The sequence below is a fragment of the Streptomyces lateritius genome (genome assembly GCF_014649715.1).
Taxonomy (GTDB): Bacteria; Actinomycetota; Actinomycetes; order Streptomycetales; family Streptomycetaceae; genus Streptomyces; species Streptomyces lateritius.
Genome location: NZ_BMTO01000008.1, coordinates 1 through 14,987, shown reverse-complemented (window position 1 = coordinate 14,987; position 14,987 = coordinate 1). Strand labels below are relative to the sequence as shown.

The window sequence follows — 14,987 nt, the reverse complement described above, 5'->3', positions numbered from 1 at the left end:
GGTGAACCAGTCCATGCTTTCCGTACCTTCCCTGCAGAGAGCAGTCCGGCGGGTGACGGCGCTCGCCGCCGCCGTCCTGCTGATGACCTTCGGCATGACCTCGGCCGCCCAGGCCGACGTCGTCTCGCCGTCGACCGCGCCTTCCGTGCGGATGCTGACCTACAACTCCTGCGGCGCCTCCTGCGCGCACACCGGTGTCACCGCGAGCGAGTGGGCCGGGACCATCGAGAGCGCCGTCGACAACTGGTCCGCGGACACCCTCATGCTCACCGAGACCTGCTACGGGCAGTACGCCGCCCTGCGTGACCGGCTCACCGGGTACGCGCCCGCGTGGTACGCCACGAGCAGCGGGCCCAGCGGGTGCGGCAAGTGGGACACCGACAAGCGCTTCGGCATGGCGGTGTTCGTCAAGACCGCGTCCGTGGAGCGGCTGACGGCGGAGCTGCCGGCCAACCCGGAGGACAGCAACCCGCGCGGTCTGCTCTGCGCCAAGGGCGCGGTCGAGGGACGCACGACGCTCTCCTGCGTGACGCACCTGTCGCACGTCGGCGACGCCGGCCGTCTGGCGCAGGCGCAGGCGGTCCGCAAGCAGGTCGACGCCTGGGCGGGGACTCTGCCGGTGATCCTGGCGGGCGACTTCAACGCGGCCCCGGTGAGCCCCGAGACGAGCGAGTTCTACGGCTTCCAGGGAGGCACGGGCCGCTACGGCGAGGTCGACGAGGCCGACCAGGACCACTTCACCTCCGGCTGCACGGGCACGTACTGCCGCTCCGGAGAGACGACGCACCCCAACGGCAAGCTGGACTACATCTTCGTCTCGGCGGACCACTTCAGGTCCGTCCAGGGCGACGCCATGGGCAAGACCGCGAACATGTCGGACCACAACCTCCTCCGGGGCGCGGCGGCCTGGGAGTAGCCGGTCCGAACCGTGGCCTTCCGGTCGACCGAGCGGTGCGACAAATGTTCCAGAAGTGAACCAATTTTCGGAAACCCCAGGTCAGCGGGTCGTTCGAGGTTGCACCACTGAGGAGATCTTCTCCGTCGGGGACGCCTCGACGGCCGGGCGCACCCCGCCTCAGCTGCCCGAACGACCAGTCGGTCGGGGTCGCGGGAGCGATACGGAACGGAAGCGGCCGGAAAACGGCGGCGGATGTGCGATCACGCTCAGCGCCGACAAGACTCCCTTCCGCAATCGCACCCGCATCCGAAAAGGAGTCATTTCGTGCGTTACCTCCGCAGCACACGTGCCGCCACCGCCGTCGCCGCCGCGACCGGCCTCGCGTTCGTCGGTACCGCCCTCACGGGCAGCGCGTACGCCGAGCCCGCCGCCCAGCCGGCCTCCCTCTACCCGCCGTCGGCGATCGTGCTCACGGTCGGCCAGGGGGAGTCCGCCGCGACCGCCTCGGTCCAGCGCGCGGTGACCCTGGAGTGCGCGCCCCTGCCGGGAGGCAGCCACCCCTCGCCCGCCGAGGCCTGTGCCGAACTGGCCGCCGCCGACGGCGACCTGGCCCGGCTCGCCGCCTTACCGGGCGACCGCCCGTGTACGCGCGAGTGGGCCCCGGTCACGGTCACCGGCGACGGCGTGTGGGAGGGCCGGCGGATCAGCTGGTCGGCCACGTACGGCAACCCGTGCGAGATGCGGTCGAAGGTGGCGGAGAGCGCCGTCCTCTCCTTCTGACCGACCGCGAAGATCTCCGAGGCCGTCCCCTCGGCAGCGGACGGGCCCCCACCCTCGGGTGGGGGCCCGTCCGCTTCCCGGAACGGAGCCGGTTACCGGGTGAGGTCTCGCATCAGGCTGGTGAGCCGGGCCGAGGCGTGGCGGGCCTCGTCGAGTGCGCTCTCGTAGGCGCGCCGGCGCTCCTGGACGTCCGCCCCGCAGTGGGGGCAGAGCCGCGTGCCGGAATACACGTAGCAGTTGCAGCCACGGCACAGGTCGAGGGACGGCGAGTGCGGAGAGGCGTGTTCCCGCTCGGACGGGGGTTCCGGCGGAGCCGGGTGCCGCCGGTGGGCTTCCGTCGCCGGGTCGGCCCGGGGAGCGTCCGGATCGGGTTCCACCACGATGTCGAACCGGCCGTGGTCGAACGAGGTTCCCGGGGCGGGCAGCCGGCGGACCACCCGCTCGCGCTTGCCCTGCTTCTTCAGCTCGGACGCCCGGTAGTGGCAGTACGGGTTGTTTCCCGGCCGCCCCAGCAGGGAGTGCGAGGTCCAGGTGCAGCCGCCCTCGCAGACGTCCGCGTAGTAGCAGCTCGCACAGAATCCCCACATCTCCTGGCGGCGGCTGTTCCGCGCGAACGACAGCTGGGGCGCGGAGGCCCAGATCTCCGCGATGCCGGTGTCGCGCACGTTTCCGCCCGCGTAGGACGTGGTGGGGAGTGACGGGCAGCCCTTGATCGTCCCGTCGGCCTCGATGCCCAGAACGTTGCGGCCGGCGAAGCACCCCGTCCAGTGCTCGGCAGCATGGCCGCTGCCCCGCAACACCGCCTCGTAGGGGCCGAAGTATCCGACGTTGTTGCCCGGCTGCAGCAACAGGCCGTCGGCCAGGCCCGTCGTGTGGAGCTCCGCGAGCAGCGGCATCAGCTCGTTCATCAGATACGGCTGCATCAGCAGCTGGTGGTTGTCGGCGGCTCTGCCCATCGCGACCGTGAGCTGGACCTGCCAGTTGCGCACCCCTACCGCGACGAGTTCCCCCAGCAGGTCACGCAGCTGGGGGATCACGGCGGCGGTGATCTGCGTGTTGGCGCTCGTTCTGATCCCCTGCGCGCGCAGCCTGGCGAGGGCGTCGATCGCGGCGTCGAACGACCCGGGACGCCCCCGCAGGTGGTCGTGCAGGGGCGCGAGGCCGTCGACGGAGACGCCGCAGGCCACGAGCCCGGCCTCGGCGGCTTGAGCGATGCGCGTGTCGGTGAGGTGCCAGGCGCCGGTCTGCAGCGTGCACTGCATCCCCGCGTCCGAGATGGCTCTGACGATCTCCACCCAGTCCCGTCGCAGGTACGCCTCGCCGCCGATCAGGGTGACCTCGCGCGCGCCGAGCTCGTGGAGTTGTCGAACGACGTCCAGGCATTCCTGAGTCGTCATCTCGTCCGGGCGCTTGGCGCCCGCACGCGACCCGCAGTGTCTGCATTTCAGGTTGCAGGCGAGGGTCAGTTCCCAGACGGCGTGCACGAGCCGGTGGTCGCGGACGTCGGGGGTCCTCAGCCACCGGTTGGGTGCGACGGGTGCGTCCGGTCCCGCGTCACCCATCTGTTCGGCCCGCTTGGCCTGCTTGGTCCAACCGGGTGATCGCCGCCTCCAAAGCGGCCAGTGCTTCCTTCACCTCGTCGTACCGATCTGCTGTGACGGGTGCGAAATCAACCTCGTACAGAGCTTTTCTGGCCGCCTCGGCGACAGCCTTCATGTGCTGCAGATCGTTGCCGGCGATCGCGTCGTGGATCGGCGGCCCGTAGGGGGGTACGGGGCCGCTCTGGGATGCGTCTTCGCTACGGGTCACGTCGACTCACCGCTGCTCGGTGGGGCTGCAGCAGTCGCCGTGCAGCATCCCTGCCCGCACGTGAACCAGCCTTCCCCGCCGGGCACGGTCCGCGTGCGAACGGCGAACTGCGGGGACCCTGAGATTTCGGGGGGACCATCCATCGCACCTGAAGACACAGCCGTCCCTCCTCCCTTGTGTCGGATCGTTGTCGGCAGGTGCACAGTCACACCATTTCCATGCCACCAAACATCCGCGCAGCCGAATGGAGGGGGATGGCGACGGCCGGCGCCGGAGCGGTCCGACCGCCACAGTCCGTGCGGACGCCCCTAGGTGAGGACGACGAGCTGCCGGGTCGCCCGGGTCATGGCGACGTAGCGGTCGACCGCTCCTTCGACACCCTCGCCGAACGCCTCCGGGTCGACGAGGACGACCAGGTCGAACTCGAGCCCCTTCGACAGCTCCGGGGTCAGTGACCGGACGCGGGGCGTCTCCCGGAACGTGGAATCGCCGATGACGCAGGCGATCCCGTCCTCGTGCGCGTCGAGCCAGGTGTCGAGGATCGAGTCCAGCTCCTCGACCGCCCCCTGAACGACGGGGATGCCGCTGCTGCGAATGGACGTCGGCACGTTGGCGTCCGGGAGGACCGCGCGGATGACCGGCTCGGCCTCCGTCATGACCTCTTCGGGCGTCCGGTAGTTGACGCTCAGGGAGGCCACGTCGATCCGGTCGAAGCCGACCCGCTCCAGCCGTTCCCGCCACGACTCCGTGAACCCGTGCCGGGCCTGCGCGCGGTCACCGACGATCGTGAAGCTGCGGGACGGGCAGCGCAGCAGCAGCATCTGCCACTCCGCGTCGGTCAGTTCCTGCGCCTCGTCCACGACGATGTGCGCGAACGGGCCGGCCAGCGGCTCCGGCTCGGCGGCGGGCAGTGCGGTCTCGTCGACCAGACTCTCCCGCAGGTCCTGCCCACGCAGCATCGTCACCGCGCCCTCGCCGTCGTCGTCGGCCGCGAGCACGTTGTCGATGACACCGGCCATGCGCTCGCGTTCGGCGGCGAGAGAGGCCTCGTGCCGGCGCCTGCGCCGTGACGCCGCCGGGTCACCGAGCCGCTGCCGGGCCGCGTCCAGGAGCGGCAGGTCGGACACCGTCCATGCCCGGGCGTCCGCGCGGCGCAGCTTGCGAACGTCGTCGGGGCTCAGCCAGGGAGCACACATCCGCAGGTAGGCGGGTACGGACCACAGGTCGCCCACCAGGTCGGCCGCCTCCAGCAGCGGCCAGGCGCGGTTGAGGGTCCCGACCAGCTCCTCGTCGTGCAGCAGCGCCTTCCGGAACAGTTCGGGCGAGACCTCGCCGTCGTGCTTCTCCATGAGGATCGTGACCAGCTCCTCCCAGATCTGCTCACGCGCGTCGTTGTGCGGAGTCCCGGGCTCCACCGCCTCGAACGCCTCGGCCCACTCGTCGGCGCTCAGCCAGACCTCGGACCAGGGGGTCGTGACCGCCATCCCCTCGGTGGGCGGCGTCTCGTAGAACCCGACGGCCTTCTCGATCGCCTTCACCATGTCCGCCGACGACTTCAGGCGCGCCACCTCCGGGTCGCTCTCGCTCACCGCTCCGGCTCCCTCGGCGACCAGGTCCCGCACGGTGCAGGTCCGCACGCCCTCCTCCCCGAGACTGGGCAGGACATCGGCGACGTACGCGAGATAGGGCTGGTGCGGACCGACGAAGAGCACGCCGCCGCGCCGGTGACCGAGGCGGGGGTCGGAGTAGAGGAGGTACGCGGAGCGGTGCAGCGCCACGACGGTCTTGCCCGTACCCGGGCCGCCGTCGACGACGAGGGCGCCACGCGATCCCGCCCGGATGACGGCGTCCTGGTCGGCTTGGATGGTGGCGAGCACGTCCCGCATCCTGGCCGACCGCTCGCTGCCCAGGCTCGCGATGAACGCGGACTGGTCGTCGAGCGCCGCGTGCCCTTCGAGCCCGTCGGCGGTGAACACCTCGTCCCAGTAGTCGCTGATCCGGCCGCGGGTCCAGCGATACCGGCGGCGGCTCGCCAGACCCATCGGGTTGGCGTGGGTCGCCGCGAAGAACGGCTCGGCCGCGGGGGAACGCCAGTCGAGCAGCAGCCGACGCCCCTCGCTGTCGGTGAGCCCGAGCCGCCCGATGTACACCGGCTCGGGGTCGTCCGCGCCGACGACGCGCCCCAGACACAGGTCCAGGCCGAAGCGGCGCAGGGCGCGCAGCCGAGCGGTCAGGCGGTGGACCTCCATGTCACGCTCCATCGCCTCCCGGCCGACGCCGCCGGGCGCCTTGCGCGCGGCGTCGAGCCGGTCGGACAGTTCGGCGATCGCCTGCTCAAGGCTCTCCGCGATGGCGGCGAAGTGCTTTTCGTCCCCGTCGATCAGCTTCGCGTCGGCCTTGGGGGCGAGGCGCCCGGAAAGGTCGAACACACTGGTCGTCACACGCACGTCTGGAATCCCCATTTCCGCAGGTCTTTGGCCTGAGGCGAGTGATTCTGGGGCATGACGGGGGCCTTGCCGCAAGCCCCCCTGTGCGCTATAAGTTGAGAGTGGCAAGGAGTGTGTACGCCTCCTTGTGATCCTCTTCGCATCGCTCCCGTTCCCTCAGTCCTCCGTTTCGAGTGGGCGGCGGGGGCGGCGGCATCTACGCGCTCACCAGACCCAACCCGTTGGCGCCAGCGCATACGAGCGCGACGAGGAACACCCCCTCTCCCCGGACCCGGAACCGGATGATGCCGGCCGGAGGGACTCGACCAGCCTCTCCGCCACCTACGCCGGCACCGACCAGGCCCCGGATTCCGAACCGCGACGACATGCGCCCGCCGATCGCACACCCCTGACGGCCTCGCGGACGACGACACGCACCCTCCCTAGGTGCTCGGGGAAGCCTGCTGCACGAGTTGTCGCCAGGAGGGCCGGGGGGCCGCGCCGGGCCGGCTCTCGGGGGTGGTCCGACGGCGTGCCGATTCGGTACGGCAGGGGCGGCAGCGGGTCTCATCGGCGACGGGGCGGAACACGTGGTCGTCACCGGGCCCGTCACAGATCACGAGCGCTCCCGGGGCGGGTGAGGCAGCCTGGGTGTCCGGTGCGGCAGGCGCGGGCGGAGAAGCCGGCGGCAGTTTCTGGACCAGCCGGTGACGCAGGAAGCCGACCGCCGAGCGGACGCCGCCACGCGGCAGGCCGTGGGTGAGGGCGTGGCGAAGATCTGCCGCGGAGACCCCGCGCCGGAGCCATTCCGCCGCCATCTCGGCGAGACCACGTGCCTCTCGGACTCCGAGCATCAGGTCCCTGTGATCATGTCGCAGCAGGAGCAACACCCGCTCGGCCAAGGCGACTTCCGGGGCGGCGGCCGGCCCGCCCTCCGGTGCCGGATCCGGGTTCGCGTCCGGTTCGTCCTGCCGCCCCGCCGGCTCCGCGTCCGCTCGCGGCGCCGGGCCCGGCGCCGGCTCCTGCTCCGGCTTTTCGGGGGGTGGGTGGGGAAGGTTCTTCTTCCCTCCGTCTTCTTCTTCCGTAGGAGGGCAGCCGACGCAGGGGCCGTTCGGGGCACCGACGGTCGGATCGGGGAGAGTCGGCGACCGGCCGTCGCGGACGGCGCCAGCCTCCTCACGCGTGAGGGTGACGTTCGAGAGCAGTTGGTCGGTGACCCAGTGCCCGCGTCCGCCCTGCCACCTCCACTCGTGGAGGAAGCCGCACGCCGTCAGGCACTCCTTTGCCTTCTGGTACGCCCGGGGCTTCATACCCAGGGCTGCCGCGTGCTCGCCGAGGGGCTTGGCGGCCACGCTCTCGGGGAGTCCCTGGACGTAAATGATCAGAATCTTGGCGTCGTTGGTGAGACGGGGATGACGCACGACATCGTGCGAGACCTTCGTGAAGCACCGTACCGGCGCGATAGCATGCCGAAGCATTTCTGGTGGAGCTCCAGTCCACTAGTGGTGAAGGCCCTCGGATCCTGGTGTTGGCGCACCACCGAGGGCCGCTCCATTCTCACGGAGCGTGATGTCGCGGTCACCGTACCGCATCAATGACCATGTTGTGCAACAAGTCCGGTTCCACGAAGGGGTCTTCGGCCGTGGGCCGGGACCGCCAGTCCAGGGGCCAGGTCGAGCCGTGGAGCGCGGGGATGCCGACGAAGGCCAAGCCCCGGCCGCTCCGGCTCAGCGCCCGCGCGGGAGCCGGCCAGGCGTGGGCGGCGGCCGACCCCGGCGGCAGCAAAAAGTACAGGTTCTTCTCGCCGGTGGCCTCGCGGACGATCGGCCCGGCCTGGAAGTCCGTGAACTCCATGAGCCGGTACGCCACGTCCTCACCGAGGAACCCTCCGATCCGTACGGCGTCGAAGTGCACGCCCGCGTGGCGGAGGGCATGACCGGTGGCGGGCACCCAAGAGGGCACGCCGTCAAGTGACTTGCGCGAATTCATGACGCCAGCTTTCCGGCCCAGCTCTACTGTGACCAGCGCCACAGGCCGTTTGTGGCGGACTGTGCACTCGGGGAGGTGGTCTGTGAACAATGTGAACACGGGCGGTCCAGGAGCCGCGAAGGCCTTCGGGAGGCTCCTGCGCTTCTACCGCGAGCGAGCGAAGGTGTCGCAGGACTTGCTGGGCAGGGAGACCGGATATTCCAAGTCCCAGGTGGCGATGATCGAGCGCGGGGAGCGGCGCCCGAGGGGCAGATTCGTCGTGATCGTGGACGAGCTGCTGGGTGCACAAGGTGCACTTCTGGAGGTCGCGGAGGAGGTGACGGCGAGTGGGGTGGCGGCGTGGTTCGAGGACTACCTGGCGGAGGAGCGGAGGGCCTCCGCCATCCAACGGCCTGCGTGGGTCGCCGGGGCGGTGCCCGGCTCGGTGGTTCCCGCCTGGAGGGAAGGGCTCGCTCTCGACTCACCGGCGCCGGACTACCAACGGCTCGTGGAGGTCCTGGCGGGGAGCGGGGAGGAGATGGACTGCCGGCAGTTCGCGGCGGCCTTGGGTCTGGAGGTGGTCGCGGCGAAGGTGGAGGGAGTGCGGTCGAAGGTGAAGCGCCCGGCCGCGCGGGGCTGGATGGCCGAGAAACGTCCGGGGATGTTCAGCGTGCTCGCCGGGCGAGCCGGCGGCTCATGACCATGCTCATCGACCACCGGATCATCGCCCTCGGAGGTGTCGGTGCGGGTCTCGTAGTCGCGGACCAGGCGGCGTGAGTGCATCAGCCATGCGAACGTCCGTTCCACCAGCCACCTTTTCGGCAGCACCACGAAGCCCGTGGCGTCGTCGGTGCGTCTGACCACCGTCAGCGCGATCCGCAGGACATCGCGGGCGAGGTCGACCAGGCGTCCGGTGCAGCCGCCGTCGGCCCACACCAGCGAGATGCGCCAGTGCCGCATCCGCAGCCGCTCCAGCAGCGTCCGGCCGGCCTCGCGGTCGGTGACGGATGCGGCGATGACCATCACGGCCAGCAGAAGCCCGAGGGTGTCCACGACGATGTGCCTCTTGCGGCCGTTCACCTTCTTCCCGCCGTCGAACCCCCGGCTGGCAACCGGCACCGACGCGGCCCCTTTCACCGACTGCGCGTCGATGATCCCGGCGGTCGGCTCCGGATCACGGCCCGACGCCTCGCGGACCCGGTCGCGCAGCCGGGTCGTGGAACTCGGCGACCAGGCCCTTGTCCCGCCAGCGCCGGAAGAAGGCGTAGACGCGGTCCCATGCGGGGAAGTCCGCAGGCACCGCTCTCCAGGCAATGCCGCCCGCAACCAGGCAGCGCACCGCGTCGACCAGCTGCCGGTGGCAGTAGCTCTCCGGCTGCCCGCCCCTTCCCTCCAGCCAGGCGGGCACGGGCATCGCGTCGCGCACGACTGCCCACTCCGCGTCGGTCATGTCCGAGGGGCACCTCGGACGCCTGTGCGGCCGGTCCCCGGCGTTCCCCGAACCGGTGAGCGAGCAATCACACGACATGGGCGCGGAGTTGGACGGCAATGTCACGGAGACGGAAAACTGCGGCACCAGGGGCCTCCTGTTGCTCGACTGGATTCGACACCCACGAGCTGTACGGGAGGCCCCACTTTCATGCCCTGCCGACCAGGAGATCGCCCGACCGAGTCGGCAGACTCGAACTCACGATCACCAAGATCGATAGAGCAACCGCTAGTTAGCGCACTCAGCGCACGAAGTCCGTTACTGTGCCGTGGTTGTCGGGAGAGGTCAGGCCCCAGAGGATCAGCCCCACGATGATTACCAGCAGGATCAGCCCCGGCACGTTCTCGGGCCCCCAACTGACGGGCTGCCGAACCGGTGGGCCGGGTGTGGCGTCGTCGCGTGCAGCGTCGGAGTCGGCGCGCTGCCAGGGCGCGACATCGGCCTCGCCCCGGGCGATCCGCGCGGCCACGTGGCGTACGTCGGCCGCGTGGTAGGTCGGCTCGCGGGTCAGGTCCGGGGAGGGCGCAGCCGAGGTACGTACGCTGTTGGCCCGCGCCACGGCCCTGATGCTGCTCGGCCTGATCTGCGGCCAGATCTCCCGGACTTCGGCCTTCGTCAGCCAGTCTTCCCCGTCCTCAAGGTCCTGCTCGTCCGCTGCCCCCATTCGAAGTCCGCCCCCTCGCGCCCGCCGATCACCCTTGGCTTGATACCCAGACCGCCGAAAGATCACCCTGCCGGGCAGTCACACTCGAACTCACGCCCACCGTGATCGGTGGAGAAACGACTTCCGAGGGCCTCCACCCGGGGGGTGGAGGCCCTCATGTCACCGTCACTGGATCAGAAGATGCCGTTCAGATGCCACCAGTCCGTGCCCTCGACCGAACCGGGGGCAAGGGCGCCGGTGCCGGTGCCCTTGTACATGACCAGGCAACCCACCCCCCGGCACGCCTCGTTGTAGTAGTTGGCGTTGGTGATGGTGGCGATGTCGTTGTGACCGTCGCCGCCGAAGTCGCCGACACCGAGGATCGTCTCCATAGAGTTCCAGCCGCCGGAGCCGATCAGGACGCGGGCGCCGAAGGCGCTGGTCTTGCCCGGGTAGAGCCAGAGCTTGCCGGTGGAGGCCTCGCGGGCGACCAGGTCGCTTCGGCCGTCGCCGTTCATGTCGCCCGCGCCGACCAGCGCGTTCATGGCGTTCCAGCCGCCACTGCCCAGGAGCGTACGGGCTCCGAGGGTGCCGGTGGCCGTGCCGGGATACAGCCACAGCTTGCCGGTGGACTTCTCCACGGCGACGAGGTCCGAGCGGCTGTCGCCGTTCAGGTCGCCGAAGCCGACGAGCCGGCTCATGGCGTTCCAGCCGCCGGTGCCGATCAGCTTGCGGCTGCCGAGCGTGCCGGTTCCGGTGCCGGGGTACAGCCACAGCTTTCCGGTGGCCGTCTCGCGGGCGATGACGTCCTCTCGGCCGTCACGGCTGTAGTCGCCGTGCCGGACGAGGGCGTTGAAGACGTTCCAGCCGCCGGTGCCCACCAGCTTCACGGTGTTGTCACCGGACAGGAACCACAGGCGGCCGGCCTTGTCCCGGACGAGAACGTCCGCACGCCGGTCCGCGGTCAGGTCGCCGAAGCCTTTGGCCGTGGGGGTCGCACCCGCGTACCAGGTGGTGGGGTGGGCCGGCAGGACACACTCCCGCTCGGTGGGGACGAACTTGAGCGAACTGACGGAATTGCTTCCGGGGCCGCCCCACTCGGTGCCCGCCGGGTCGGGCTCCCGCGTGGAGACCATGCCGTTCATGCCGTAGTTCTGGTCGTCGTACATACAGACGAACTTGGACGTGCGGTTGACGACCGAGCGGAACGTGTTGTCCCAGGCGCCCAGCGTCGCCGTGTTCACGTTCGTCTTGTACATCGTGCCGGTGCCGTTGTCGGTCTTCCACGCACAGAAGTAACCCGACGGGCAGTCGCTGATCGCGGCCTGCGCGGGCGTCGAGCCCGCGCTGAGCAGACCGAGCGAGGTGAGCCCCAGCGTCGTGGCCACCGCGGCCAGGCGCCGCAGCAAAGTTGCGCGCATTCATTCCCTCCCAGGTGCGGCGCGGAGAGGTCCTCGACGCGCCGCGAGGGCACCGTACCCTGCCCCAAGGACACCCCTCAGCGCGGGTCCACGTCTCGCGAAGGCCCACGCGGAGGTCTGGGCCTCACGACGTGAGCACGCCGGTCAGGAACGGGTCGATCGCGGCGCGCCATGCGTCCGCGTGGTCGCGTTCGTAGTGGAGGAGGTGGCCGGCGTCCGGGATCTCGGCGTAGGCGCCGTGGGGGAGGACGCGGACCATCTCCTGGGCCTCCGCGCGGCCCAGTTCGCCGTCCAGGCCGCGGACGACGAGGGTCGGGCAGCGGACCTGGGCGAGGGAGTCCCAGTGGGCGTCGTGGACCCAGGTGGCGCGGGAGGTCAGCATCTGGGCGGGGTCGAAGACCGGGTACCAGCCGTCGGGGCCCTCGGTCATCACCTCGGCGAAGAACTCGCCGCGGGCCGGGTTGGGCCGCTCGACCCAGGGGTCGTCCTCGGCGAACCACTTCCGTACGTCGGCGAGCGAGGCGAAGGGCACGGGCCAGCGGCGGAACCAGTCCTGCCACTCGCGCTGCGAGGCCGCCCCCAGGGCCGATGCCCGCATGTCGCAGATGACCAGGGCTCGCACCAGGTCCGCTCGCTCGGCGGCGAGCTGCCAGGCGGTCAGGGCGCCCATGGAGTGGCCGATGAGGGTGACCGGGCCGAGGCCGAGCTGCTCGATCGTGGCGACGGCGTCGGCGACGTACACCTCGCGGGTGAAGGGTCCCGCGGCGGGCTTGTCGCTGCCGCCGTGGCCCCGCTGGTCGAGCGCGACCGTCCGGTGGCGGGCGGCGAGCCAGCGGGCGGTGGGGGCCCAGTGGGAGGCGCGCCCCATGAGGCCGTGGAGGAGTAAGGCCGCCGAGCTCCCCGCCCGCGCACGGGGATCGCGATCGTCTCGCGGGCGGGCCCGCCCCCGCCCCTTCTCATGCCCCTGCTCCGTGAACTCCCAGGCAGCCAGGCGTACGCCGTCGGCTCCGGTCACGTCGAGACGTCGGACCATGTTTCCTGGCACCCCCTCTTTCCCATCGAGCGTGTCGAGCGCCGCCAGACTATCGAACCTGTATTCGAAAATGTGGTTCTGCCGCGTAACACCCCTCGTTCGAGTGACGGCGCTCAAGGGTTGACGCGCGCCGCCGAGGGGAGATCTTCAGCGGGAGGCGGACCGCTCGGGGAAAAACGGTCCGCGGGAATGACCCTGGGAGCTCGGGGCTCCGGGTCAGCACAGGGGAGGACAGGCCCCGGCGCCCATGGGCGCCGGGGCCCTCTGTCTGAAGACGCACCACCCCGGACGCCTGCATCGCACACCCCTCCCCGGCCGTACGGCTGAACCAAGACTGGCACGCCGAGGGGTGGGGCGTGGTGATTCCGCCGTAAATCGGGCCGCGGAGTGCGACGGCGCACGACGACGGAGCGGCACGCGCGTCACAGCGGGACACTGGGAGGGCGTGACGGGGCGGCTGCTCCGCCGCGCGAGGCCGAAGGGCCTGACGGCCGCGCGCGGAACACCGCCTCACGACAAGGCGCCGAGGCCTTGAGACCTAGGCCGAATCCGTAAAGTCGCGCCTGGCCCGCGGGCAGACGGCGCTACCTTCCGGATGCGACCTAGCGCTTGGCGACGAAGACGTGCGCCGCCACGTCGGAGCCCAGCTCGGCCGCCTCGCCGCTGCTGCCGACGAGGATGCCGCCGGCCGACTCCGTCACGCTCACCACGGAACCGGGCTGTACGCCCGCCCGCCGCAGGGTGTACATCAGCTGGGCGTCCGTCTGGATCGGCTCGCCGATCCGGCGGACGATCACCGTCTTGCCCTCCTGGCCCGGGTCCAGCTCGGCCAGCGACACCATGGAGTCGTCCAGGAACGCCTCCGCCCCGGCCTTCTCGCCCAGCTCCTCCAGACCCGGGATCGGATTGCCGTACGGCGACTCCGTCGGGTGCCGCAGCAGCTCGAGCACCCGCCGCTCCACGGCCTCGCTCATCACGTGCTCCCAGCGGCAGGCCTCGGCGTGGACCTGCTCCCACTCCAGGCCGATCACGTCGACGAGCAGGCACTCGGCGAGGCGGTGCTTGCGCATCACGCGCGTGGCGAGACGGCGGCCCTCCTCCGTCAGTTCCAGATGACGGTCGCCCGCGACGGTCACCAGCCCGTCGCGCTCCATCCGGGCCACCGTCTGGCTCACCGTGGGGCCGCTCTGGTCGAGCCTCTCCGCGATCCGGGCGCGCATCGGGACCACACCTTCCTCTTCGAGCTCGAGGATGGTGCGGAGATACATCTCCGTCGTGTCGATCAGTCCGGACATACGTGCCCCTCGATGAGTCGTGCGCTGGCCCTGCACCAATTCTGACGCATCGCACCGACAACCGTGCCGCGCCCGGACAAGGCGGTATTGACAGAGCAATGGTCCAGACCGCACCGTGATCCGCGACACCAGCGAGAAGGAGCTTCGGGAATGGGCGACAGCGCGCGCGAGTCCAAGCTGGCCGGGCAGTTCTTCGACGCCGCCATCGGCCTGCTGCGGCAGGTCCGCGACGAGGACGCCGGGGAGATCGCCGCCGCGGGCACCGCGATCGCCGAAGCCGTCGCCGCCGGCGGCCGCCTCTTCGCCTTCGGCGCCGGCCACTCCTCGCTGGCCGCCCAGGACGTCGTCTACCGGGCGGGCGGACTCGCCCTGATGAACCTGCTCGCCGTGCCCGGTGTCGTCGGCGTCGACGTCATGCCCGCCACGCTCGGCTCCGCCCTGGAACGGGTCGACGGCCTCGCGGGCGCGGTCCTCGACTCCTCGCCCGCCAAGGCCGGAGACGTACTGATCATCATCTCGCTCTCCGGTCGCAACGCCCTGCCGGTGGAGATGGCGATGAACGCGCGGGCGCTCGGCCTCACCGTGATCGGCGTGACCTCCGTGGCGTACGCGACGGAGACGAAGTCCCGGCACGTCTCGGGGACGTTCCTGAAGGACCACTGCGACATCGTCCTCGACTCCAAGATCGCCGTCGGGGACGCGGAGCTCACCCACGAGGGCATCGAGGCACCGTTCGCCCCCGCTTCCACCGTCGTCACCAGTGCGCTGATGCAGGCCATGACGGCCGCGGCCGCCGAGGAGCTGGTCCGTCTCGGCATCGAGCCGCCGCTGCTGCGCTCCGGCAACGTCGACGGCGGACACGAGTGGAACGGACGCGTGATGAACGAGTACCGCGACCGCATCTTCTTCCGTCACTAGTGACCTGAGTCGGAGATTCGTCGGCAGTAGGCGGCTACTTTGTCGAGGATCTCGTCGGCGGTCTTCGTCCAGACGAACGGCCTGGGGTGCTCGTTCCAGTCGGCGAGCCAGGAACGGATGTCGCGTTCGAGGGCCTGGACGGAGCGGTGGACACCGCGCTTGAGCTTCTTCTGTGTCAGCTCGGCGAACCACCGCTCCACCACGTTCAGCCAGGACGAACTCGTCGGCGTGAAGTGCATGTGGAAGCGCGGGTGCGCCAACAGCCACTTCTTGACGGCGGGCGTCTTGTGGGTGACGTAGTTGTCCA

Annotated in this window: 15 protein-coding genes and 1 pseudogene; 4 read left to right on the top strand and 12 right to left on the bottom strand. The window is 70.5% G+C overall.

Going from position 1 to position 14,987, the window contains the following annotated elements; all coding sequences use genetic code 11:
• Window positions 1-13: 13 nt before the first annotated feature.
• Window positions 14-916 (top strand): endonuclease/exonuclease/phosphatase family protein, encoded by a 903-nt coding sequence (locus IE136_RS17310; protein ID WP_158989114.1) that lies wholly within the window; start codon window positions 14-16, stop codon window positions 914-916.
• A gap of 306 nt (window positions 917-1,222) precedes the next feature.
• Window positions 1,223-1,678, top strand: coding sequence for a subtilase-type protease inhibitor (locus IE136_RS17305; protein ID WP_158989112.1), 456 nt, complete (start codon window positions 1,223-1,225; stop codon window positions 1,676-1,678).
• 92 nt (window positions 1,679-1,770) lie between these two features.
• On the opposite strand, the gene IE136_RS17300 is transcribed toward IE136_RS17305, so the two are convergent.
• The 5 genes from IE136_RS17300 to IE136_RS17280 form a co-directional block, all read right to left on the bottom strand.
• Entirely contained in the window at window positions 1,771-3,240 is a 1,470-nt protein-coding gene (locus tag IE136_RS17300) for a radical SAM/SPASM domain-containing protein (RefSeq protein ID WP_189600804.1), read from the bottom strand.
• On the bottom strand, window positions 3,233-3,487 hold the full coding sequence (locus IE136_RS17295) for a DUF1843 domain-containing protein (protein ID WP_158989108.1): 255 nt from the start codon (window positions 3,485-3,487) through the stop codon (window positions 3,233-3,235). The genes IE136_RS17300 and IE136_RS17295 overlap by 8 nt, the downstream gene beginning before the upstream one ends.
• Before the next feature lie 308 nt (window positions 3,488-3,795).
• Window positions 3,796-5,949: an RNA polymerase recycling motor ATPase HelR gene (gene helR, locus IE136_RS17290; protein WP_158989106.1), complete on the bottom strand. Its 2,154-nt coding sequence runs from the start codon at window positions 5,947-5,949 to the stop codon at window positions 3,796-3,798.
• Window positions 5,950-6,356: 407 nt separating this feature from the next.
• Window positions 6,357-7,334: a hypothetical protein gene (locus tag IE136_RS17285; RefSeq protein ID WP_229818925.1), complete on the bottom strand. Its 978-nt coding sequence runs from the start codon at window positions 7,332-7,334 to the stop codon at window positions 6,357-6,359.
• Window positions 7,335-7,491: 157 nt separating this feature from the next.
• Window positions 7,492-7,902: a hypothetical protein gene (locus IE136_RS17280; RefSeq protein WP_189600802.1), complete on the bottom strand. Its 411-nt coding sequence runs from the start codon at window positions 7,900-7,902 to the stop codon at window positions 7,492-7,494.
• On the opposite strand from IE136_RS17280, the pseudogene IE136_RS35780 reads away from it, so the two are divergent.
• Window positions 7,901-8,146, top strand: a pseudogene (locus IE136_RS35780) (helix-turn-helix domain-containing protein); the annotation flags it as partial. The gene IE136_RS17280 and the pseudogene IE136_RS35780 overlap by 2 nt on opposite strands.
• Before the next feature lie 230 nt (window positions 8,147-8,376).
• On the opposite strand, the gene IE136_RS35775 reads toward IE136_RS35780, so the two are convergent.
• The 6 genes from IE136_RS35775 to IE136_RS17250 all read right to left on the bottom strand — a co-directional run bounded on the left by IE136_RS35775 (window position 8,377) and on the right by IE136_RS17250 (window position 13,762).
• Window positions 8,377-9,000: a transposase gene (locus IE136_RS35775; protein ID WP_229818924.1), complete on the bottom strand. Its 624-nt coding sequence runs from the start codon at window positions 8,998-9,000 to the stop codon at window positions 8,377-8,379.
• A 55-nt stretch (window positions 9,001-9,055) separates the two neighbouring features.
• Window positions 9,056-9,331 carry a transposase gene (locus IE136_RS35770; RefSeq protein WP_229818923.1) on the bottom strand — a complete coding sequence of 92 codons (276 nt, stop codon included), beginning with the start codon at window positions 9,329-9,331 and terminating at the stop codon, window positions 9,056-9,058.
• Between the two features lie 280 nt (window positions 9,332-9,611).
• Window positions 9,612-10,034 carry a hypothetical protein gene (locus tag IE136_RS17265; RefSeq protein ID WP_189600800.1) on the bottom strand — a complete coding sequence of 141 codons (423 nt, stop codon included), beginning with the start codon at window positions 10,032-10,034 and terminating at the stop codon, window positions 9,612-9,614.
• A gap of 173 nt (window positions 10,035-10,207) precedes the next feature.
• Window positions 10,208-11,434 (bottom strand): FG-GAP-like repeat-containing protein, encoded by a 1,227-nt coding sequence (locus IE136_RS17260; protein ID WP_189600799.1) that lies wholly within the window; start codon window positions 11,432-11,434, stop codon window positions 10,208-10,210.
• Between the two features lie 124 nt (window positions 11,435-11,558).
• Window positions 11,559-12,467 (bottom strand): alpha/beta fold hydrolase, encoded by a 909-nt coding sequence (locus IE136_RS17255; RefSeq protein ID WP_189600798.1) that lies wholly within the window; start codon window positions 12,465-12,467, stop codon window positions 11,559-11,561.
• Between the two features lie 602 nt (window positions 12,468-13,069).
• Window positions 13,070-13,762, bottom strand: a complete 693-nt coding sequence (locus IE136_RS17250; protein WP_158989090.1) for an iron-dependent transcriptional repressor DtxR — start codon at window positions 13,760-13,762, stop codon at window positions 13,070-13,072.
• A gap of 150 nt (window positions 13,763-13,912) precedes the next feature.
• Here IE136_RS17250 and IE136_RS17245 point away from each other — a divergent pair, with 150 nt between their 5' ends.
• Window positions 13,913-14,680: an SIS domain-containing protein gene (locus IE136_RS17245; protein ID WP_158989088.1), complete on the top strand. Its 768-nt coding sequence runs from the start codon at window positions 13,913-13,915 to the stop codon at window positions 14,678-14,680.
• Here the strand turns inward: IE136_RS17245 and IE136_RS17240 are convergent.
• Window positions 14,677-14,987, bottom strand: a 311-nt coding sequence (locus IE136_RS17240; protein ID WP_189600797.1) for a transposase, incomplete at its 5' end; no start/stop codon positions are given. The two genes, IE136_RS17245 and IE136_RS17240, sit on opposite strands and share 4 nt — an antisense overlap.